Source organism: Paraglaciecola sp., assembly GCF_039964565.1.
GTDB lineage: Bacteria > Pseudomonadota > Gammaproteobacteria > Enterobacterales > Alteromonadaceae > Paraglaciecola.
Genome location: NZ_JBDVXF010000019.1, coordinates 1 through 22,954, shown reverse-complemented (window position 1 = coordinate 22,954; position 22,954 = coordinate 1). Strand labels below are relative to the sequence as shown.

At 41.3% G+C, this 22,954-nt stretch carries 18 protein-coding genes; 5 read left to right on the top strand and 13 right to left on the bottom strand.

Annotated features, from left to right (window positions below; genetic code table 11):
- Positions 1-47: 47 nt before the first annotated feature.
- From ABJK37_RS08295 to ABJK37_RS08275, 5 genes are all read right to left on the bottom strand, one after another.
- Positions 48-458, bottom strand: a complete 411-nt coding sequence (locus ABJK37_RS08295) for an ACT domain-containing protein (protein ID WP_348352017.1) — start codon at positions 456-458, stop codon at positions 48-50.
- A gap of 64 nt (positions 459-522) precedes the next feature.
- Entirely contained in the window at positions 523-1,056 is a 534-nt protein-coding gene (locus ABJK37_RS08290; RefSeq protein ID WP_348351974.1) for a hypothetical protein, read from the bottom strand.
- A 175-nt stretch (positions 1,057-1,231) separates the two neighbouring features.
- Entirely contained in the window at positions 1,232-3,508 is a 2,277-nt protein-coding gene (gene katG, locus ABJK37_RS08285; RefSeq protein WP_348351972.1) for a catalase/peroxidase HPI, read from the bottom strand.
- Positions 3,509-3,830: 322 nt separating this feature from the next.
- Positions 3,831-6,530 (bottom strand): CHASE domain-containing protein, encoded by a 2,700-nt coding sequence (locus ABJK37_RS08280; protein ID WP_348351970.1) that lies wholly within the window; start codon positions 6,528-6,530, stop codon positions 3,831-3,833.
- A gap of 145 nt (positions 6,531-6,675) precedes the next feature.
- Complete coding sequence (locus ABJK37_RS08275) at positions 6,676-7,035, bottom strand: DUF2750 domain-containing protein (protein WP_348351968.1); 360 nt, start codon at positions 7,033-7,035, stop codon at positions 6,676-6,678.
- 160 nt (positions 7,036-7,195) lie between these two features.
- Here ABJK37_RS08275 and ABJK37_RS08270 point away from each other — a divergent pair, with 160 nt between their 5' ends.
- Complete coding sequence (locus tag ABJK37_RS08270; protein WP_348351966.1) at positions 7,196-7,990, top strand: transporter substrate-binding domain-containing protein; 795 nt, start codon at positions 7,196-7,198, stop codon at positions 7,988-7,990.
- Positions 7,991-8,047: 57 nt separating this feature from the next.
- On the opposite strand, the gene ABJK37_RS08265 is transcribed toward ABJK37_RS08270, so the two are convergent.
- Positions 8,048-9,547 (bottom strand): Hsp70 family protein, encoded by a 1,500-nt coding sequence (locus ABJK37_RS08265; protein ID WP_348351964.1) that lies wholly within the window; start codon positions 9,545-9,547, stop codon positions 8,048-8,050.
- A gap of 234 nt (positions 9,548-9,781) precedes the next feature.
- Between ABJK37_RS08265 and ABJK37_RS08260 the strand changes: the two genes are divergently transcribed.
- Positions 9,782-10,291 carry a prepilin-type N-terminal cleavage/methylation domain-containing protein gene (locus ABJK37_RS08260; protein ID WP_348351962.1) on the top strand — a complete coding sequence of 170 codons (510 nt, stop codon included), beginning with the start codon at positions 9,782-9,784 and terminating at the stop codon, positions 10,289-10,291.
- 61 nt (positions 10,292-10,352) lie between these two features.
- On the opposite strand, the gene ABJK37_RS08255 is transcribed toward ABJK37_RS08260, so the two are convergent.
- From ABJK37_RS08255 to ABJK37_RS08235, 5 genes are all read right to left on the bottom strand, one after another.
- Positions 10,353-10,751, bottom strand: a complete 399-nt coding sequence (locus ABJK37_RS08255) for a hypothetical protein (RefSeq protein ID WP_348351960.1) — start codon at positions 10,749-10,751, stop codon at positions 10,353-10,355.
- A 113-nt stretch (positions 10,752-10,864) separates the two neighbouring features.
- Positions 10,865-11,176 (bottom strand): DUF2956 domain-containing protein, encoded by a 312-nt coding sequence (locus ABJK37_RS08250; RefSeq protein WP_348351958.1) that lies wholly within the window; start codon positions 11,174-11,176, stop codon positions 10,865-10,867.
- 272 nt (positions 11,177-11,448) lie between these two features.
- On the bottom strand, positions 11,449-12,252 hold the full coding sequence (locus ABJK37_RS08245) for a MerR family transcriptional regulator (protein WP_348351956.1): 804 nt from the start codon (positions 12,250-12,252) through the stop codon (positions 11,449-11,451).
- Positions 12,253-12,807: 555 nt separating this feature from the next.
- Positions 12,808-13,239: a DUF3859 domain-containing protein gene (locus ABJK37_RS08240; protein ID WP_348351954.1), complete on the bottom strand. Its 432-nt coding sequence runs from the start codon at positions 13,237-13,239 to the stop codon at positions 12,808-12,810.
- A gap of 10 nt (positions 13,240-13,249) precedes the next feature.
- A complete protein-coding gene (locus ABJK37_RS08235; RefSeq protein WP_348351952.1) occupies positions 13,250-14,476 on the bottom strand; it encodes a threonine/serine exporter family protein in 1,227 nt (408 codons plus the stop codon).
- Between the two features lie 399 nt (positions 14,477-14,875).
- Here ABJK37_RS08235 and ABJK37_RS08230 point away from each other — a divergent pair, with 399 nt between their 5' ends.
- On the top strand, positions 14,876-15,550 hold the full coding sequence (locus ABJK37_RS08230) for a hypothetical protein (RefSeq protein ID WP_348351950.1): 675 nt from the start codon (positions 14,876-14,878) through the stop codon (positions 15,548-15,550).
- 1 nt (position 15,551) lies between these two features.
- A complete protein-coding gene (pulA, locus tag ABJK37_RS08225) occupies positions 15,552-19,616 on the top strand; it encodes a pullulanase-type alpha-1,6-glucosidase (RefSeq protein WP_348351948.1) in 4,065 nt (1,354 codons plus the stop codon).
- 93 nt (positions 19,617-19,709) lie between these two features.
- Here pulA and ABJK37_RS08220 read toward each other — a convergent pair whose 3' ends face one another.
- Together ABJK37_RS08220 and ABJK37_RS08215 are read right to left on the bottom strand one after the other, a co-directional pair.
- The gene (locus ABJK37_RS08220) at positions 19,710-20,867 is read right to left on the bottom strand and encodes an iron-containing alcohol dehydrogenase (protein WP_348351946.1); all 1,158 of its coding nucleotides are present in this window, start codon (positions 20,865-20,867) and stop codon (positions 19,710-19,712) included.
- A 53-nt stretch (positions 20,868-20,920) separates the two neighbouring features.
- Positions 20,921-21,619, bottom strand: a complete 699-nt coding sequence (locus ABJK37_RS08215; RefSeq protein WP_348351944.1) for a type 1 glutamine amidotransferase domain-containing protein — start codon at positions 21,617-21,619, stop codon at positions 20,921-20,923.
- 120 nt (positions 21,620-21,739) lie between these two features.
- On the opposite strand from ABJK37_RS08215, the gene ABJK37_RS08210 reads away from it, so the two are divergent.
- Positions 21,740-22,666 carry a LysR family transcriptional regulator gene (locus ABJK37_RS08210; RefSeq protein ID WP_348351942.1) on the top strand — a complete coding sequence of 309 codons (927 nt, stop codon included), beginning with the start codon at positions 21,740-21,742 and terminating at the stop codon, positions 22,664-22,666.
- Positions 22,667-22,954: the final 288 nt, after the last annotated feature.

The following is a 22,954-nucleotide window of genomic DNA, read 5'->3' as shown; positions in this document are numbered from 1 at the left end:
TTTTTTAAAGGCCAAAAACGCCAATTGTTTCTTAACGGTTGGCGTTTTTATTGGTTGTTATTATCGGCTAATGTTTGCAAGCAAGACAACGCTTGGTTCGCTTTATCATTAGGCACAAAAATATGATCATGGAAATAAGCCGCTACAACGTTAGCACTGATATTTTGCTCAGTAAGTGCAGTTGAAACCGCGGCGGTTAACCCAACAGCATCAAGGCTGGAATGCACATTAAGCGTAATACACTGAAAAACACCTTCATAAGAAAGGCCAGAAACATCAGCCTTTAGCTTTGGTACAATCACCGTTAAGCCTTCTTGTTCGTGAAATGTACCCAGTGGAGCCAACTCCAAAAGCGATACCGAACTATCGTTATTCAAAACAGCAAACACGTATTCAACGTCGCTTAACACAGGCTGCATAGAGCCAATTAATTTATTTAAATCAGTTTCACCAGACACATTTTTTTCCATAAGTTTTAGTTTCACCCTAGGTCAACCAAAGTTGACCACAGTGCGTTAATAATTAGATACCTAGCTGCCTAAACATCACAACAATATCCTTTTCAAGCTGTTGCTGCCATTGTTGTTTTTTAGTCGCCACCAACTGCTCTAGAAGTGGCTTGATAGGTAATTTTAAGCCTTCACAGTTCAAGTTTACATTTGGTACAGGTACCGATACTTCAACACTGGCGGTAGATTCGGGAGGGTTAATTTCAGGAGCAAGATCTAGCCTAGTTTCAGTTACAAAAATAGACGAACAATTAAGTAGGATTTTTTGCCCGAACAGTTCTTTATTGACTTGCCCCGTCATCATCACTTTAATTGGCACACTCAGACTTAGATATTGCTGGTTACTGAAAAATTTTGCACCAGAAGCTTTATGTACAGTCAAATTATAAGTCCCCATTTGCCAAGGCGTCGCTTTCTCTTGATGCAAAACTTGAGGTAGATGTTTGTCCAGCAATGCGACTATCAGTTGATCCGTTACACTTTGCGCATTGATAACTTGTGACCACAAAAACACTAGGGATAAAGGTAGGAATTGGGAGATTTTCATCGTTGTATCTCAATTTTGAATTCTGAGGGACAAATTGACACTAATAGCAGTTCAATCTATTCAGTAGGGACTATTGAGAGAAATGATACATTGATTTCACAGCTAAAGTTAGCGTTTGAAATAGTTAGAGTTATGATTCATTCCTTTAACCATAACTCTATTGGTATAGCCCAAGTTATCTATCTAAATTCATCACCTTAGTCCACGCCTTAACAAAGTCTTTTACAAACTTCTCTTTTGAGGTATCAAATGCATACACCTCTGCCACAGCACGCAGTTCAGAATTTGAGCCAAAGATTAAGTCTACAGAAGTAGCGGTCCATTTAGTTTCGCCGGTTTTACGGTCGACTCCTTGATAAACCCCTTCTGTTGCCGTTTTTTTCCATACAGTTGCCATATCAAGTAAGTTTACAAAATAATCATTAGTTAACTTACCAGGCCTATCTGTAAACACCCCGTGAGATGCTTGACTGTGATTAGCATTCAGAACTCTTAAACCACCGACTAGCACTGTCATTTCTGGCACTGTTAAGCTGAGTTGGTCTGCCTTATCAACTAACATTTCTGTAGGCGATTTATAACTGGCCTCAGAATTGAAGTAATTTCTAAACGCATCCGAACTTGGCTCAAGTAAACTAAACGAATTCACGTCAGTTTGCGCTTGAGTCGCGTCACCTCTACCTGGGTTAACAGGAACACTGACTTCAAACCCTGCGTCTTTTGCCGCTTTTTCAATGGCGGCTGCGCCACCTATAACAATTAAGTCAGCCAAAGAGACGGTGTCACTGGCAAACAATCCGCTAGTCGCATCTTTTTGGATACTTTTTAACACCTTCAAGACTTTAGCGACCTCTTTGGGGTTATTCACTGCCCAATCTTTTTGTGGTGCAAGAGCAATACGTGCCCCGTTCGCACCGCCGCGCATGTCAGTCCCTCGGTAGGTCGCTGCAGAAGCCCAAGCCACACGAATTAATTCAGCCGTCGTTAAACCTGAATCTAAAATTTTAGCTTGAAGTTTTTTCACATCATCTGCATCGATAGTCGACTGGCTATCTTCGTCAATAGGATCTTGCCAAATATGCACATCTTTAGGTACGTCTTTTCCAAGAAAATGACTTGGAGGCCCCATATCTCTGTGGGTTAATTTGTACCATGCCTTCGCAAAGGCTAAACGATATTCTTCCGGGTCAGCTAAGAAACGCTGTGCGATTTTTTTGTATTCAGGATCATACTTTAAAGCAAGATCAGCCGTTGTCATGACAGGTGCATTAAATTTACCTTTTATATGGGCGTCTGGTACAGATTTGTGTAAAGACTCATCTGTGGGTGTCCACTGAATAGCGCCTGCAGGGCTGCGAGTTTGTTTCCACTCAAAGTTTAATAAATTGCTCAAATAGAGTGATGTCCATCGAGTAGGTGCTTGGGTCCATGCGCCTTCAAGACCACTAGTGGTGGTATCTTCAGAGTGGCCCTTACCACAATTATTTTTCCAACCTAATCCTTGCTCTTCAATACCTGCCGCTGCGGGCTCTGGAGATAAGCATTCAGCAGGTTTTCGCGCGCCGTGCATTTTCCCAAATGTATGCCCTCCAGCAATAAGTGCTAGGGTTTCTTCGTCATTCATGGCCATACGTGAAAACGCCAAGCGAATATTTTTAGCTGAGCCAATCGGATCAGGTTTGCCTTTAGGGCCTTCTGGGTTTACATAAATTAACCCCATATGCGTGGCACCAAGAGGACGTTGTAGTTTACCGTCGCGATCTTCTCGATCGCTAGCCAGCATTTCAATCTCTGGGCCCCAATAGACTAGATCTGGCTCCCAATCGTCAGCACGACCACCAGCAAAACCATAGGTTTGGAACCCCATATTATCCAACGCTACGTTACCAGCCAAAACAATTAAGTCAGACCAAGAAAGTGCTTCTCCGTATTTTTGTTTGATTGGCCATAAGAGTCGTCGGGCTTTGTCTAAGTTGCCATTGTCTGGCCAACTGTTGAGTGGGTCGAACCTTTGCTGTCCACCACCCGCTCCGCCGCGTCCATCAAGGGTGCGATATGTGCCCGCACTGTGCCAAGCCATACGAATGAAAAATGGACCATAGTTACCAAAGTCTGAAGGCCACCAGTCTTGTGAGCTAGTCAGTAGAGTATCTATGTCAGCTTTTGCAGCATCCAAATCAAGAGTGCTAAATGCTGTTGCATAGTCGAAGTTAGCACCGTAGGGATTAGATTTTGCGTCATGATCTCTCAACGCCGACAAATCCAGTTGCTCGGGCCACCAGAACTTGTTAGACCTTGGTTGGCCTTCATCGACTTTTCCTGTACCAACCGGACCTTTAGGTTTTGTCATCTCAGTAGAATTCGATTCTTTTGATATAGCTGCACTCGACAGAAAAAATGCGCTTAAACAAGCTGCGATTGTTGTCTTAAAATACATCGTTTTTTTATTCATTTTATTGCCTCTTACTTTATGCCGGAGAGTTGTTTATGGATAACGACTCTGTTAATTGCCTTATACAACTTACGCCTTCACGTGTGAGTCAAATGCAGCAAATGGTTGGATTTCTATGGCAAGGAGTTTAGTTAACAAAATGTAAAAAGTGGTGAGGATAAAATCGATTTACTTAATCGGAAAAAGTGAATTTAAAAATGCTGTCGTGTCAACTGCTGCGAATGTAAGACCCGCGAACGATTTATTCTAAAACAATTTGTCAAGGAGGTGACTTTGACTAACGCAATAAAATAGCAATCAATCTGCTCGAGTGACTATCCAGTTACTTGAGTAATACTTGTTGCAATGACTGTAATAACATCTGCAATTCCACTGGCTTTGCAAGGTGTCCATCAAATCCTTCGCATTGGTATTTTTTGATATCTTCACTCATAGCGTTGGCTGTGAGTGCAATGATAGAGGTAGCCAAATAGTTCGATTTTATTTCCCTGCATGCTTCAATACCGTCCATCACAGGCATTTGAATATCCATTAAAATCACGTCAGGTGTGTACGTTTTATTGGCCTCAATTGCCTCTAATCCATTAACAGCGAATAAAAGTTTAGCTTGCGTTGGCTCTAACATAGCTTCAACTACCATTCGGTTTATTTCATTGTCTTCAGCTATCAGAATAGTCTTTCCTGAAAAATCAATTTCGTCGGCGTCCAATTCTTCTTTAAGCACCTTGGAGGTAACAGATGCCTTTTCTAAGGGTAAAGTTACGGCAATAGTCGTCCCTACTCCAACTTCACTTTCAACCGAAATCTCGCCTTGCATAAGCTTCACTAAAGAATGGGTGATAGATAAACCTAAACCAGAACCACCAAATTTTCGGGTAGTCGAAGTATCTGCTTGTTCAAATCGCTGGAAGAGCCGTTGCAATTGTTTCTGCTCGATACCTATTCCTGTGTCTTTAATAGTGAAAGTAAGTCGCCCCTTTGCCTCATCAAAAGCCACGATAAATGTTACCTTCCCAAATTCAGTGAACTTAATGGCATTAGAACCAATATTTAACAGTATCTGGCGGATCCTAGTTGGGTCTCCAAGCCATGAAAGATGGCTTACTTGATTCACCAGATCAAATGTTATGTGTTTGTTTACAGCCATAACCGATAAGTCTGAGCGCAGATGTTCCAACAATTCGGCTAAATTAAACACTGCATTTTCTAACTCCAGTTTGCCTGCTTCTATTTTCGAAAAGTCTAAAATGTCATTAATGATAACATTGAGATTTTTAGTCGAGTACAATGCTTTATCCAACAAGGTCCGCCCTTGCTCAGTGTTGATTTCGTTTTTGATTACTTGCAATGCGCCATAAATTCCATTTAGTGGTGTACGGATTTCGTGACTCATATTGGCCAAAAATTCTGACTTAGCTTGATTGGCTTGTTTTGCCTGTTCCAATGCTTCTGCCAAGACTCGTTCATGTTCTAGTTGCTTAGATAAGTCATAGGCAATACCTAAAAATCCGAACAATTTTCCATCATCATCAAATAAACTACTTACACTTAATTGAACTGGAATATGCCGTCCACTCTTATGAACATAAGTCCATCCATGAGTGTCCGATTTATTCAATCTGGCTTTGGCAACAATTACCTCAAAACCGGGTTCGACATAGAAACCAAGCTCTTTAGATAACATTTGGGCTCTAGTCATGATTTCATCAGCGACATGAATTTCAGAAGGAATCGAATTTCCCAACAACTCTTCACTACGATAACCCAAAAGTTTTTCAGCTGCAGGGTTAAAAGTTGTCACTTTTCCAATTTCATCAGTAGCCACAATCGCGTAACTAGCACTTTCTAAAATACTGCGCTGCAAAACACTCACTTGCGTGATTTGTTTAGTTCTTTTCAGTACCTCAATTTCGAGTTTCTGATTGGCCAATTTCAGTGCATTTTCAGTCACTTCAGACAATTCGGCTTTAAAAGCTGATGTTTGCTCCCTTTTGGCAAGGGTTAATAAAACGCTAAAAACAATTAGCATTAGTAATACAGTCGCGACTATCACCATTACGAAAACTTGTTGTTTTACTGGAAGTAACAGTGATGAAATAAAGGATTGTTTGGCGGTTAGCTGTAACTCCCAATGACGACCAAAAAGCGTGATGCTTTGACTCGTTTGATAATCAGACGTTTGCTGATCCAACTCGCCATATTGATAAAAGGTAGTCGAAGTATCCACATCCTTATCTTTTATACTAAAAACCACATCATTTCGTATTAAACTAATCGCCCCCAGTACTTCATCGATCAGTAAAGGCGCATAACTCCACCCCTGAATATTGGCCATTCTTTGTTCAGTGTTTTTACCAACTGGATCAAAACCATAAATAGGCATCATGATCAAGAATCCGTGGCGTAATTTATTACTCGCTTGAACCAATGTGATAGGAGCAGTTAGCCGCACTTCATTATGCTTAGCTGACTCCATGGCGGCAAATCGGCGCACTGATTCAGAACCAATGTCTAATCCGACGGCTTGCTGATTTTGTTTTTCGGGCTCAATATACTGGATAACTAACAAGTTGTTCTGAGGGGAGTTTAATTGGCGTATCGCAAACGTTTTGTCTGGGCGGTCTTGCCGTGCTCGTTCAACAAAATTACTTTGCTGCTTTAAGGCGACGTAACGAATTAGACCGAACCCCCGAGCACCAGGAAATTCTTTGTCGGTATCTCTTGAGTTACTATAGGCTTGCATTTTGGTATAGTTAAATTGGTCTATACCTGTAGCTAATATTGCACCTCTTAAGCCTCTTAATCCGTACTGATAAAGTGTTAAATTTTCTACAACGGCATCACCAATTTCGGTGAGTCTAGATTCTAGTTTAGCTTGAATATATTGGTGATTTTCAGATGATTGTTGTTGCTCTAGATAAATAGCAATGAATAAACCTACAACGAAGATACATAGCGGCACGCCAAGTAGTTTGGTTTTTTTATTTATCGTAACTGCGTTTACGTTATTAGATTGCTGCATCAATTTCCCTAATATTCAACTGCTTGAGTTAAAGGTGACACATTTTTAGGATCCTGCCTGATACTAATGTTTTACTCTATTTCGGCGCGATTGAATAGGTCATTTTTATTGAGTTATCCGTAACTAGGGCAATGAATATTAAACACTAAAACGCTTCAACTTTAGCCAACCACTGGCTAAATTCGGCAAGTTCAAGCTCCAAATATTCGCTCCCATCACGCCATTCAACACCTACTAACACATTATCTTGGGCTAAGTCTTCTACCCAAAATTCTAGCCAATCAGCAATAGAAATAGCTTCTGGTGTATATTGTTGCCATTCATCAACGCAGTGACTTGTCGCCAACTCTTTGCTTGACCACAGTGGCATCACGTCTGCGTTTTCAAAATTACTTGAATCCAGCACCACCCAACCTTCACTAGATTGATCCTGCAATGCCCATAATATCTGCGTAGATTGTACTTGAGCCATAAAATCGGCGGGTAAAGAATGTGTGTCTGTCATGATTGCGTCAACCTAGCTTGTCTGTAACCTAATCATACGGAGTATATGAATTAGGAACAATGCTAATGTTTCACTGACTGACTATAACAATATTAGTTATCTGACGCTCGTTGTCATATAATTCAGCTACGATTTACGGTTGTCGAAAAAGGAATTGGCAGTGACAAATAGATTGGGAACAAGGATTTTTAGGTTATTCAGCCTATTGTTAATTTTGATTTCACAAGCCAATGCAAAACCGCAAACATTAAGGTTTGCTATCAATTCTCCGGGTTCTGCACCTTACATTTATTACGACGAAGTGTCAGGCAATTACCAAGGCGTAATTGTCGACTTTTTTGACCGTTTAGAAGAAGACGGTCACTTTAAAATAGAGTATTTTGAATCCGAACGCGCTAGAAGCGAACAACTTTTATTTCGTGGGTTTGCAGATATGTTTTTATCTTCACCGAGGTGGGTAAATCAACCTGAAAATTACTTTTTTAGTCTTGCTTTAATGCCCCACAGAAGTTTTATGTATGCTACAAAACCCTACTCTCAACCATTCAATCCCAGCAAAAACAAGGGTGCACTTATATGCACTCGCAATAGTTACATCTATCCAGTGCTGCAGCCATTTTTTGATAATAATACGTTGTTGCGTGTTGATTCTTCGACGCAAACCACTATGGCACTTATGTTGGCCAAAGAGCGTTGTGACTTTGCAATAATGAGCGATCACAACGCAAAAGCAATAATGACAACGGCTAAGTTTTGTAACAGCGAATTTTATCAGTCACCTAATGCAATCAGTGCCGTAGATGTATTATTTGTTATTCGTAAAGAATTACATAAAGTAAAAAAACAAATCGATGAACGACTTAAAATTTTTATTGATTCAGGCGAAAGAGATAAATCGGTACAACGCCATGTGGGCGCGAGAATATTTCCCAAACGTCTATGTAGCGAAGTGTGAACGGGTAAATATCATCAACTAAAAACAAGCTCAATTAATTCACAATGGCTAGTTTGCCTAACTTAATTTTGCAGCTTGAATACCTAAGCCTTCGCAAACAGAGTTGAATGCATCACCTTCCATTACAGGTAACCCTGGTAACAATTCTAATAACTCTTTTTTGACTATTGGAGACAAACTCATGCCACCGGTTATGAACAACATTTCTGGGGCTTCGGCGCTGTTTTTTAAACATTCAGTGACTAAACTTTTTACTCTGGCCAACCAAGACTGCATGGAACGCTTCAGTTCATCAACATTCAACTTCACGTCATAGTCAGCTTCGATATAATGCAAAGGCAAAATGATTTCCTCTTTTGAAGATAGCAATTCTTTCGCCAATCGTGACGAGTTGACTAATCTTGCCGAAAGTTTTTCTTCTTGAACAACTTGTAATCGTTCCAACAGCTTGGGTTCTTTAACCAATGACTTGGTATTAGCAATATCTAACCAGTATTCTTCCGAGAAAAACCTATTGAGTTTGGGGATATCATCAACTGCACACATATCAGAATAATAAGCAGGGGGGACGGGTAAACCATTACGCATTAACATCCCTTGACCCATAGTGACCGCAATAGACTTAGTTATGAGGTTTTTGTCGCATTCCATACCACCTAACCGAGTACCGGTAACCGACATGACGTCTAGCTGTCTATCTATATTCGCTAACTTTTCTGGTGATAACTTAATGCAACAGATGTCAGTTGTACCGCCACCAATATCCACCACCAACACGTTAGTATGCCTATCCAGGGTACGCTCAATTTTATAGGCTGCCGCGATTGGCTCCTCAAGAAACTCGACCTTTTTAAAACCGGCCATTTTTGCAGCTTGCGTCATTATTTCTATGGCTTGGGCATTCCCTTCTTTCCCTCTAGTGCCATGAAATCGCACAGGACGACCTATTACTGCAGAGTCTACGATTTCTCCAATTTGTTGCTCGGCACTTTCACGAAAAAACGCTAATTGTTTGGCAATCAAACCAACAAAGGCATCTTGTTGGCCCGCTACCAAATTGGCGCCCAAAAAGTTCTTTGGTGAATATATCAGGCGACCTTTTTCTGGCATTTTTAAATAACGTTTGAATCCCTCTTCACCAAAGGCAAACTCTCCTGTTGCAACCAATTGATGTAAAGGTAAGTCCTGTACCGTCATGTCTTCTAATAACAATTCAATTGCACGTTCTTGTAGTCCAGGTAAATTGTGAAATTCAGCGCGTAGTTCGTCTATTCTGGCGCTATGAATTCGCTGCTCTTTGGGATCAGATGCTTGGTAGTAGCCTTCTTTGGCTTTTTCAATTTTGTCAGAAATGGCGCGTTTTAATTGAGCGATTTTTGCTTCAATCATGGGGATTGGAGGTCTAGGAAGTTCGTCTTTATAATAAATAAAAACCGACGAACGAATTTTATTTGCTGCTTCTAAACTAGGATCGAGTTTAATAAACTGATGTTGCTGTCCATCAAAATATACCACTTCGGAGTTTGAAGTCCCGTAATCTATACCTATTGCTGCCATATCCGCCGTTCATTACCTAAAAATAAGGGCAAGGATTGTAAAGTAAAATCGCACTCGGTTCATTAGTTGTTTTGAATAGAGTAGACTCTGTATATTGCTGAATATAAACCTTTGATTTATTGCGATAAAATTTATAAAATCAAGAATTAGTAACATATTGCAAACAAAAGCAATCACTTTATATAGCTAGACGTTGTTGTATTTATATAGAGTGCATATTAAAACGGTAGAACTGTGAAAAAATATAATAAGAATAACGGCTTCACGTTAATAGAACTTATCATTGTTATTGTCATTTTGGGTATTTTAGCTGTAGTAGCCGCCCCAAAATTTGTCGATATCTCCTCTGATGCAAAAATTGCAGTAATGAACTCTCTAGGGGCGCAGTTCGAGTCAACGACCAACCTAGTGCAAATGAAAGCGCGCTTGAAAGGACTAAGAACCTCGGCTGAAAACCCCGGTGGGATCCAAACCGATTACGTTGTCGATTTTGGTTTTGGAAGTGTTGAGATAGATTGGCGTAACCTATGCCCCGAAAGTGAAGGTGAGGGAGGCGACCAATTGGATATGCTGGATTTTTTGGATATCTCCGATGATTTTGAAATTCGCGTTGACAATCAATACACTTTAATTGGTTACAAAGTACCGACTTCAGGCACACCAACCAATCAAGGTTGTTATGTTATTTATGATTCTTTTGGCTTTCCAAATTGCACAGTTGAAGTGGTTACAGTTGACTGTTGATAACGAGTATCAGTGAGCAACACACTATAGATTCAATTACATTTAAAAATGTGTAAATAGCTTATTCATATAGTGACTCATTGCTTTCTTGGAAAGCAACAACATAATAGCCTTCCAAAAGAGCGCTTGAAATTTCAGTGTACACTTTAAAACGTTTAATGCCATTGTGCTTAGTCGTAATGTTAACGGTCATCGAAACAAAATTATCATCTTCAACACCGCTGGATTCAACGCCCATTTCCCAAAGTCTTTCAACCACTTTTTGATATTGCAAATCGGGATAAGCAGTCTTCCACCAATGCTCTTTATCTGGAATTTCTTGTAAATTCCATCCAATGATTTGACTAAAACTAGAATTTAGAAATACGAATGGGTGGTTTAGTGTCCCTTCCACTTGTTTTACGACGACAATAGGAAGCGGTAACATATCGAAAAATTGAGTAGGTATTGATTGTGACAACTTATTGCTACCTCTAAACGACCGTTTCAATTATGGGAAATAAGGTTAATACAAACGTTAGGCGTTTGTTGTCGTTTGGTCAATATCTGTATTAGCGTTGTCGATTCTATATTTTACACCAAAAGATACACTACAAATCCTAACCAGCTTAAACTCAATAAAACCCAAGGTAGAGAATTTAACCGAGTTTCGGTGCTCTCTTCTTTAAGTTTGCTACTTTCCTGAGGTGGCTGTTTAGCTTTTTGTTTACGCTGTTTATCTATCTCTCGTAACTTTTTCGCTTGTTGCTTCTTATACTCCGCGATCCCCTTTTCGATACCTTGAGCGATCAATTTAGTTTGGGCTTTAGTTTGCCCTACTTTTTGGGTGCCTTTGGCAATTTTCAATGCCTGTTCTGTCACTTCTGGTGATACTTTGTTTTTCATTTTTAAAATTAAACCAGTTAAAAGTTAATTGGAATGTTATCAGTTTACTGATGACATTGGGTTTAAACGTCTCGCTTTAGCATGTTGATAGGGATCAAAAGAGGTAAAATAGGCGCGCTACTAAATACGTTTCTGCTTCGGGTGGGGATTTGGGACGATTGATTATCTTTGTAGCGAAACCTTAGATTTGATGCAGCTAAGAGCATAGTCTGATAAACATATGTATTGCCCCACTGCTAGCAGAACAACACATATAGTTTTACTTTACCGCCTTAACGCAAGTGAACATAACTCGCCTCGTTGCCAAGCAACTCATGTTCAGCAAAATGCATCAATCCGTCAAAGTAGTGTTTGGCCAAGCCTTTTTGATAGGTTTCATAAATTTCTACCGTCACTTTATCCACCCTTCCTTCTTCAATAATTTTGATAAGCGAGGTATATTTTAATCCTGAAAATTCTTCGACAGTTCTATAAAACATGCGGTTCATAATGATATAGGCGTCTTTTATGAGCTTTTGTACACGTTTATCCGCTACGGGTAAATTTGTATGTTGCATGTATTCAGCGGTCCACTTATCCAGAAGTATTTTTTCTTGACGCATATCTTCTGTGGATATTTTTCCATAAACTTGGAAAACCTCATCACTAAATTCTTCTTGCTTCATGGTATCGATTAAATGTTCAACCTTCTCTTTAGGTAGGCCATCAAAAATAATATTCAAATTTTTCTCGCCATCAAGAACGCTCATGTTCACCTCTATTTGTTGAATTGACTTAGCTGTTTCAGCCTGTTTTGTGACAAGGAGCTTGTGCTGGTCAGCCAGTGCTTGGCGCAAATTAAAATCTTTAGCAAGTACCATGGATTTGATTTTTTCAAGGGTCATTCCCATGTTGCGATAGACAATTATTTGCTGCAGCAATACGCCATGATGATTTGTGTAAATACGGTAGTCGTTTACCTTACTTCGTTTAGGTACCAGTAATCCGATCTCATCGTAATAGTGCAACGTTCTGACACTCACACCAGAGGCCTTACTTAACTCACTCACGCTAAACGTATTGTCTTTGGCTGACATTTCAAAACTCCTTCGTTATCACCGCAAATTTGCAGCTTAGTCCATAGGATGGGCTATAACGCAACGTGAGGGTCAAGGAAAATAAATTACATTGATGCAAAGCACTGTCCAGATTAACTATCTAACGGTTTAAATTTTCTCATTGGGTTATTTGAGCAAACCTGATGACCTTTTCCTATATTCAGCATCGAGCCTCTTAAAAGCACTCCTTGGCGTTGCTTAAACGGGCAAACATCATACATCTAACTCCACAGCCTGCAGCAGCTCTAGGGTCTAGGGTCTAGGGTCTAGGGTCTAGGCACAATTATTAAGTCTATTTTTGCAGTTTCTTGTACAGAAAAAATGGTCCTAGGCGCACTTCATGAAATAGATTGCCTATGCACCTAGTTTCTGGACCGGCTAGAGAATAGAGAAACGTCGCAATGAATCTAGTAATCTTCAGTCTTCCCTTTCCTTTTCCTTTTCCTTTTCCTTTTCCCTTTCCCTTTCCCTTTCCCTTTCCCAATAAATTGGAAAAAATAATTCTTTCGCTTAACACTGGGGTTTAGCGCGCGATCAAAAGCCTCTTTTTTTCCAAAACTGGATTTCACCATCACCGTGTTCAGTAAGAACACTAAAGGTTTTCTGCGCGATGATTTTTCCGTCACACTGAATCACCATACGCCAATCTCCCACTTTGTTGTGTATCGGTGCCCAAACGGAATCGCCTAAATAAAACTCCCAATCGTTGTTTCTAACGTACACTACGCCTTCGAATGGTGGCATGACTTCTCCATTTTCATCAGGCACATCAGGGTGAAAAATCGTCCAGTCTAAACGTTTTCCTTTTGATTTTTTGGCCTTAAGAATAAAACCAAATTCTATTTCGAGTTCAGCTGGAACATTAGTCGTAAAGGTTTTGATCTTGGGAAGAACTTTGCTTTTTTCGTCCCAATGTTCATAAATACCGTAACTGCTGATTTCAAAAAATGTACGTAACTTCGACATGACACACTCACTACAACGCTTTTCTAGTTGGCATTACTACATTTGCAAAAATTAACCCCGCCACCAGCGACATCAATATCAAAAACGTTTCCTGTCCAATATGATCGACTTTGATAATATCTTGGCCAGAAATAAAAGAATTCAATCCAATGTACGTTTTTGAACCGGGTACCAATACAATTAAACCATGCATAGCAACAATAGTTGAAGGGGCATTGGCTATCCGCGAAAACAAATTGGCAAACACCCCTAGTGCAAATGCACCTACAAAGGCACCCAACCCGTTTTCTAGAAAACCCGAGCTCCAAGTTGATGCTCCATAGGCAATAAAAGTTGACGCAACCGCCCATAACACATGTTTTAAACGGGTTCTAAATATAGCAACTAGACCAATGCTCAGCATAAGCACACCCAACCAATTCACCCAAAAAGGTAATGTGGCAGCCAAAGCTAACTCTTGCTGCCCAAATAGCTGATAGCCTAGACTGACACCTAAAAATGCTCCGAAATACAGTTTGAATAACTGCATAGTGGCGTCCATAACTCTAACCGTTCCAGATACCATATTCCGAGAGGATAATTCTGCCAGTCCCATGGTTAACGACAACCCCGGCACCAATATAATCAGAGAGGACAGAATAACCAGCCAAATATTAAGTCCTGAGGCTGAATAATGATTGATAGCACAAGCCGCAAACCCGACTGTAAAAGATGCCACCGGCTCCAACATCAAGTTAACCCGTTTGGAACGCAAAGCCCAAAGTGTCCAAAAATAAACCATGCCACCCAATAAACCAGAACAAATAATCTCTGCCCATCCCGCTCCCATCAACATAGAAAACGCACTCGTGGACATACTAAAAGCTACGCCAGTCAATCCCTTACCATAAGGACTCGGCATAGCTTCAATTTCGGTCAATTGCTTATTGGCTTCAGTCAAAGATATCTGACCCGACAATAACTCATGGGCCAATTCGTCGGTTCGAGATAAAGAGTTCATATCTAATTCACCGGGTTGCATCCGCGCTGAGTGATTGTACTCATCTTCGTGTTGGTCACTCCACAACACAATAGTTAAAGTGGTAGGTGTAGAGTTAAATGAAGCATGCAACCCAAAGTGAGTAGCAATTTCCGTTAGGTAGGCTTCTAACCGAAAAGAAGGAGAGCCGTACTTGTGTAACATTTTACCCAATTTTAGGATAAAACGGCGTATTTGAATAAACTCTAATTTGTCCATTTTTCTGCAACAACTTCAATAATTAACGTAATACACGGAGCCCAAACCAAAAACCACATGCAAATTCGACTGTAATAAATAGGGCGCGGATTTTAGTGTTAGAAACCACAATGTTCAACGTACATTTTTTAAACTACCAAGATTAGAAAAACTAATGCTTTATTATACAAACTACAGTCTTGATATTGGCACTTTCACGCTACGCCCAAGGGTAAAATGAACTAACCAATCTCCTTGTTATTGTATCTTCTTTTCAACTATTAACTGCATACGTATTCATATCATTTGACGGCAAATTCAATGGTTGAAATATTTTTTTTACTTTAAAGTTTTATGTAAACAATTTGTCAACAACCTGTTGTTCAAGTGTATTTTCTATCTAACAAACAAGGCTTAATCGTGAAAACTGCAGCAAAAATACTAACAACAATGTGCTTACTGATAGCAACAAGCGCACAGGCTAATCTGATTGCAAATGGTGGATTTCAAACCTGTAACTTTAGTGATTGGGATACTTACACTGACGGTGGCGTGAATACTGTGCGAAACGGCGATTTTAATATCATCAATAACGCAGGCGAGTGCCAGGCTGAAATTAATATCGATTTTACTGATGGTGCCACTGCGTTTACCGCCAATACCCTATCAACCGACTTGGATTTAACTGCCGCTACCAATAGCCAACTCTGGTTGAGTTTTGATTGGGACTTTTCCGGTTTTGATAATGAGTCGGGCGATGCCGATTGGTTCTTCGTAAACTTTATCAATGACTTGGGGGAAATGGTCGGTGCTGACGGTGAACTAGGTTTTTTGATTGACCCTACTAGTGCTTATGGTGCTGGGACCTTTTCGATGATGCTCGATAGCAGTATAAATAATCAAGCAGGCTGGTTTTTAGATTTTAATTTAGAAGGAGGGGTGACTGGTGATTCGTTTTCCTCAACTTTGTTAATCGATAATATAACACTTACCGCCATTCCCACAGACGTCCCCACTCCTCCCTTGACAGCCTTGCTACTGCTTGGCACCGCCGCCCTGTTTACCAGGCGCTCGCAATCTATCAGGACTCATTGATATGAAATTATTTACCCAAATAAATATGCTGCTACTGCTGCTATTGGCTCCTTCGGCCGATGCAGCTTGGCAAGATGCTGATAGCGTAGAATTTAGTTACTCCGCGCGTCCCGTTTATGATCGAGTTAATCGTCAGTATAGTGCAATAGTAACCCTCGCCAATACCGGAAGTGAGATCAGCGCGCCGTTACGGGTGATATTTGATGCCAGCAGCCATCAAATTATGAACGCCAATGGCACTGACAACGACTTACCTTTTATTGCATTAGATATCAATGAGTTAGCAGAGGGAGCCACCCACAAGTTCGTAGTAAAGCTCGGCTTAACTCGCGCGGCGTTATCTATGGAAATGCGTCTTCAAGCAGATATAGAAGTAGATTCAGTGCCTAGCACGGGTTTGCAACTAGGAGACAATCAAATTGCCATATTCTATCAACGGGACGATGGAATTTATCAAGGTTGGGGCTTACATTTATGGAACGGCGAAGGTTGTGGTGACTATAGCGCGCCAACCAGTGACAGTAGCCATTTTGGCAACTGGGGCGATCCATACCCAGCTGATGGTGAACACCCTGTTTATGGTGCTTATTATATTTTGACCATTTCCCCAGGGGCATCTTGTTACAACTTCATTTTACATAACGGTGATAACAAAGCGTTAGGTAACAACAACAGTCGGTTTGAACCCGTTAATGGTCAAGAAGCCTTCAGCTTTCATGGCTACCCAGAATTATGGTATGAACCTCTTGCCTCTCGCCCTTTCACTGTAGATGGTGCAAAGGCACATTGGATTAATACCAATACGCTGGTGTGGCTAACATCAGGCGATGCAGTCGAATATCGTTTATACAGTTCTGCCGACGCCAGTTTGTCCAACGTCAATGATGAAACATTAAGCAATGCCAGCTTTACCCCATTGACCATGGCCAATGTAGACTCAGCCGTGTATACCCAAGATCCACAACTTAACGGTTTTAGTGGCTTTACTTTGAACCTCAGTACAGAGCAGGCGAAACAATGGGCTAGACAACAATTATTAGCGGTTGCTTTCGACGCACAAGGTGAGTTAATTGAAGCAACTCGTGTGCAACTTCCCAGATTGCTAGATAATTTATATACCTCTGCTGCTAACGATGCCGATGAGGCACATCTGGGTGTCACATACAGCAATGACAATATTACAGCAGCACTATGGGCACCTACTGCCCAAGCCGTCAATATTGAAATCTATGACAGCAGCAAACAAGTCCTTTCTAACCACCCAATGGCCTTAGATGGAACGAGTGGAGTATGGTCTTACACCGGCTCAAAATTAGCGTTAGATCGCCGATTTTATCGTTACCAAATCACTGCATATCATCCATTAACCGAACAAATAGAACAGCTCACCACCACCGATCCTTATTCTGTTAGTTTGGCAACCAATGGCCGTTACAGCCAATTCGTTCACCTTGAAGATGCAGACTTAAAACCCACCAACTGGGATGACCACAGTGTCCCTACTATTATCGACCCTGAAGATGCAGTGATCTACGAAGGGCATATTCGCGACTTCAGTATTCTCGATACCAGCACCAGTGCCGCGCATCGCGGAAAATACATGGCCTTTACCGAACTCAATTCTGCTCCAATGCAGCATTTGCAAGGTTTACAACAAGCAGGTTTAACCCACTTTCATGTTCTACCGGCCAATGATATTGCGTCTATTCAAGAAGATAGTAATCTTCGAGTGGATGTCACGGATACGGTTGGCAAACTTTGCCAATTGAATAACGCCGCCCCTGTATGTGGAGTGGAAGATAACCAAGCAACTATTTTACAAGTATTGGAAAATTACGACCCCTCCAGTACCAATGCTCAAGCACTGATTGATTCGATGCGTGGTTTAGATGGATTCAACTGGGGTTACGATCCACAACATTTTGCGGCGCCTGAAGGAAGCTACGCTACCGATGCAGATGGTGTAAAGCGTATTTTGGAAATGCGCGCTATGAACCAATCTTTACATGAAATTGGACTAAGGGTTGTATTGGATGTGGTCTATAACCACACGGCGTCATCTGGTCTCTACGACAATTCCGTACTAGATAAAGTAGTACCTGGTTATTACCAGCGCTTAAACGAAATCAGTGGTCAAATTGAAAACTCGACCTGTTGTGAGAACACCGCCACAGAACACAAAATGATGGCGAAACTAATGAATGACTCATTGGTGAGTTTTGCCGAGCATTTTGGTTTTGATGGATTTCGTTTCGACTTAATGGGGCATATTCCAAGACAGGCCATTATTGATGCCCGCGACGCGGTGCGTGCTGTAGATGCGGATACATACTTTTATGGCGAGGGCTGGAACTTCGGGGAAGTGGCGAATAATCGGAGATTTGAACAAGCTTCACAATTAAATATGGCGGGTACAGAGATTGGTACTTATTCGGATCGCCAGCGTGATGCAGTGCGTGATGGCGCACTATTTACTGGCGGCAGCATAAGCGAACAAGATGTGATCCGTATTGGACTAGTAGGGAATGTGGGCAGTTATCAATTTGTAGCCGCCAGTGATAGCTATTTATCCACTTATGACTACCAATGGAATGGACAACCAGCAGGCTACAGTGTCGATCCTGCGGACACGGTTAACTACATATCCAAGCATGACAACGAAACCTTGTGGGACAAATTGCAATACGCTTTGCCAGCCGATTTAGCGATTCAAGACCGAGTGCGTATTCAAAACGTGGCGCTGTCCATTCCTCTTTTAAGCCAAGGCATACCCTTTTTACACATGGGGTCCGATTTAATCCGCTCTAAGTCTATGGACAGAAATACCTATGATGCAGGCGACTGGTTTAACCGTGTTGATTTTACGCAAGTAAGCAACAACTGGAATATTGGATTACCCCTGGCGCAAGACAATCAAAATAATTGGAGCAACATCAGCCCAATTAGCGCCAACATTAATACTGAAGCAACAGCTTCTGATATTCAGCTATCAGCGACTTTGTTTAAAGAGTTTTTACACATTCGCAGCGCCAGTAAGTTATTCCGCTTAAATAGCGCCCAAGACATTGCTCAAAGGGTTAAATTCCACAATACCGGTAGTCAGCAGATTCAAGGCTTGATTGTAATGAGCATTGACGACGGTTTGGGTTTGCCTGATTTAGACAGTAACAATGACGCAATCGTTGTTTTGATTAACGGCAATGCCTCTTCTCAATCGATTAGCGTGACTCACGCAACTGGTTTTGAGTTACATCAAGAGCAACAGCAATCCGCCGACGCCACAGTGCAATCTGCTACGTTTAGCGCTGGTACCTTCAATGTACCAGGGTTAACGACAGCTGTGTTTATTAAGCCACAAAATGGTGCCCAAGGTTACGGTTTGTCTGCGCTACCTCCTTATGGTGAACAAAACATCTATTTGCGAGGGGATTTTAATGGCTGGGATACGTCTTTACCTTTTAGTTATCAAGGTAACGACACCTACGAGTTAAACACAGCCCTTTTACAAGATGATTATCAGTTTAAAATTGCAAACCAAGACTTTTCTGATGTCAACTTAGGTGGAGGGTTTGCCATGCCAGTAGGCTCTCCAGCCACCTTAACCAATGGTGGCAACAACTTAAGTTTGAGTTTGATTGCACAAGGCAGCTACAAGTTTGTTTTAGACGCGACCGATACCAACAATCCTAGCTTAACTATCATTCCTGATGATCCTAATGCCATTCCCCCACCTTATGGCAACCATGTGCCTTTATTGCGCGGAGACATGAACAGTTGGGACACCAATTCCCCGCTAAGCTATGAGGGCAATGGCATATATCGCGGAGTATTTAACATTTCGGCCGGCAGCTATAATTTCAAAATCGCCGATCAAGGTTGGGGTGACAGTGGCGGCCCAAATTTAGGCGCCAATACTACAGTTGAACTAGATACAGCTGTGACCTTGTATCCGGGCTCAAACGATAATCTGTATATCAATCTTCAAAACACTGCTGATTTAGTCTTTGAGTTAGATGCTAATAATCTAGCCAACCCGAGCCTGACAGTGACGGAACAGCCAGAGTAATCAAACAAATAAACTGAGTCATCAACCAAATAAACTCAGTCATCAAATCAAAAGGGGCACTTGGCCCCTTTTTAAATTTTTGAATCACTCAACTTAAAGTGCAGTTACTAATATTTCACGGCTAACCTCTGGAGTAACAGCGCCGTGTTCACCCAACTTCAACATACCGTGTTGTGTTAATTTTTCTATTAATAAATCGAGATCAGCTTCACCTAAGTCAACCTGAGACAAACGTGTAGGCACCTGCATCTTTTCAAAAAACTGCTCGGTTAATTCAATTGCTCGGTTAATTCGTGCATCTTCATCACCCTCAGTTACGTTCCAAATACGCTGGGCATATTGTAAAAGCTTTTCGCGTTTCGCTTCTTTGCAGACTTTCATTACCGCAGGTAAAACGATTGATAGCGTGCGAGCGTGATCTATACCGTGAGTACCGGTTAATTCGTGACCTATCATATGGGTTGCCCAATCTTGCGGCACACCAGCACCAATCAAACCATTTAACGCCATAGTGGCTGCCCACATAATATTGCCTCGAACATCTAAGTCATTGGCTGTTTCTGGTGCCAAAGCTTTTGGGCCTTCTTCAATTAATGTAAGCAACAACCCTTCGGCAAATCGGTCTTGTACTTTTCCGTTGACGCTATAAGTTAGATACTGCTCCATAGTGTGAACAAAGGCATCCACCACTCCATTCCCTACTTGACGGCTAGATAATGACAGAGTCACCGCAGGATCTAAGACTGCAAATATCGGACGCACTAAAGGACTGTTGAAAGGCAATTTATTTCCATCACGGGTCACCACTGCGCCTGTGTTTGATTCGGAACCGGTTGCTGGTAGAGTAAGTACGCACGCTAAAGGCAGCGCTTTTTTAATGCGAGTTTGTTTACTCACAATATCCCATGGTTCATCACCGTCAAAAAGAGCGGCAGCAGCAATGAACTTAGAACCATCAACCACAGATCCTCCACCAACAGCGAGTATAAAGTCGATGTTATTTTCTTTAATAATGTTTTGGGCCTTCATTAGGGTTTCGTAGGCGGGATTCGGTTCAATACCCGAAAATTCAAACCAAGAGTGATTCGCCAAGGCTGTAGCGACTTGATCGTAAACCCCATTATTTTTGATAGAGCCTCCGCCATAAGTCACTAATATTTTGGCGTCAGTAGGGATCTTTCTACTTAATGAGGCGATTTGGCCTTCACCAAAAAGAATCTGAGTAGTATTTTGAAAACTAAAATTTAACATGAATATTTTTCCTCATCACTTTGATAATTTGTTGTGACAACTGTTACGCTCAATTAAGCTAAATTTGCCAACAATTTTTCCGCGGCTAACGCCGAACTTGCTGGATTCTGACCAGTAACTAATAAGCCATCTTGGATGGCAAATGCATTCCAGTCCGCGACCTTTTGATAGTTTCCACCACGCTTAATCAATTCATCTTCTAGCAAGAAAGGCACTATATCAGTTAATTGTACTGCCTCCTCTTCACTGTTAGTAAAACCCGTTACCGCTTTGTCTTTAACGAGGAACTCACCGGTTGCATTTCTAACATTTAAGAACGCTGCACTTGCATGGCACACCGCCGCAACGGGCTTATTGGCTGCCAAGAAACTTTCGATCAAAGTAATAGAATCTGAATTGTCAGTAAGATCCCATAGAGGACCATGACCCCCAGGATAAAAAACCGCGTCGTAATCAGACCCATTAACATCTGCTAATTTTACGGTATTTTCCATTAATGACTGTACTTTATTATCAACATCATATCGCTCAGTCGCTGGGGTCTGAAAATCTTTAGATTCACTCTTAGGATCAATAGGCGGCTGTCCGCCTGCTACAGAAGCAATAGTCACTTTTATACCTGCATCAACAAAAGTGTAGTAAGGCGCTGCAAATTCCTCGATCCAAAAACCGGTCTTTTCTCCCGTATTACCGAGCTCTGAATGAGACGTTAACACCATTAATATGTGTTTAGTTGTGTGTTGAGTATTCATTAACTTTCTCTCATTTGTCTTGAATGTGAGACCAGTTTAATAACTTACCTAATTTATGACAATACACACAAAGTTGATAACATTGTTAGAATAATTGATACAATATTGGTAGCATGGGTTATGAACTTATATTTTGAACAACTAAAAAGCATGGTGGTCTTTGCTCAAGTAATTGAGCAAGGTAATCTCACGGCAGCAGCTAAACATGTGGGTTTGTCGCGAGCAGTGGTCAGTTATCATATAAAAAAGTTGGAATCCCAGCTTGGAGTGAAGCTACTCAATCGCACTACCCGTTCAATTTCTTTGACCGAAGCTGGCAGCGAATATTACCAATCTTGCCGTATCATTGCAGAGCGTGCTACCACTGCTAATCAGCAAATAGAAAACCTTAAGAACGAACCCGAAGGGCTATTAAAGATAACTTGTCCAGTGAATGTGGGCTTGCAGATGATAGTACCCGCACTGAATAAATTTCGTGATCTCTATCCCAAAATTGACCTCGATGTCATGCTGACCGACGAAGTAGTGAATATCATACAAGAAGGTATAGACCTAGCTATTCGCGGAGCGCCATTACCTGACTCGGGATTACAAGCCAGTAAATTGTCGACCCTATCAACTTGCTTATGCGGCGCACCGAGTTATTTCCAAAAGCGAGGCAGACCAAAGACCCCTTCTGATTTGCAGCAACACCAATGGGTAGTCTACAAAATGACTTCAGGAGCGATAGAATTAACTAAGGGTAGCCTTTCGTACAGCGTTGCGGTACAAGGTGGGATCAGCACCAACAACGCCGCCGCGCGCACTGCCTTTCTTGAAGGTGGGCACGGCATAGGTAGAGTACCGATATACGACGCTTGGCCAAAGATTCAAGCCGGTAGGTTAGAAACAGTGTTAGACGACTTTCAGCTCAAAGACATCAATATCTATGGCGTTTTTCCACCAGGCAGTACCGCTTCAAAAAAGCTCCGGCTATTACTCGATTATCTAAAAGATTATTTCATCAAGATTCAGGGGCAAACAAAACATACAGTAACTAATAACTAACCTGAGCTCGGGTTAAGACGTGCCGCGTCCTATGAAGTAAATCTAATAAAAACAATAGGTTATAATCTTACTATTTATCTAGCCGCCAATTTAATGCATCCAGTGCTGATATTATTGTGTTTATCAAGGCGAGCTTGTGAAGCAATAGCCAGCTATTGAGAGCAAGTTCAACGAAGATAGGCACAATAAAAGCGGTGCTGGACGGTACGGCTTATCCCGAGTTCAGGTTAACTAAGCCTCTTTTTTTAAAGTGAAAACAAATTGCCCTTTAGGATTAATTTCTCGACT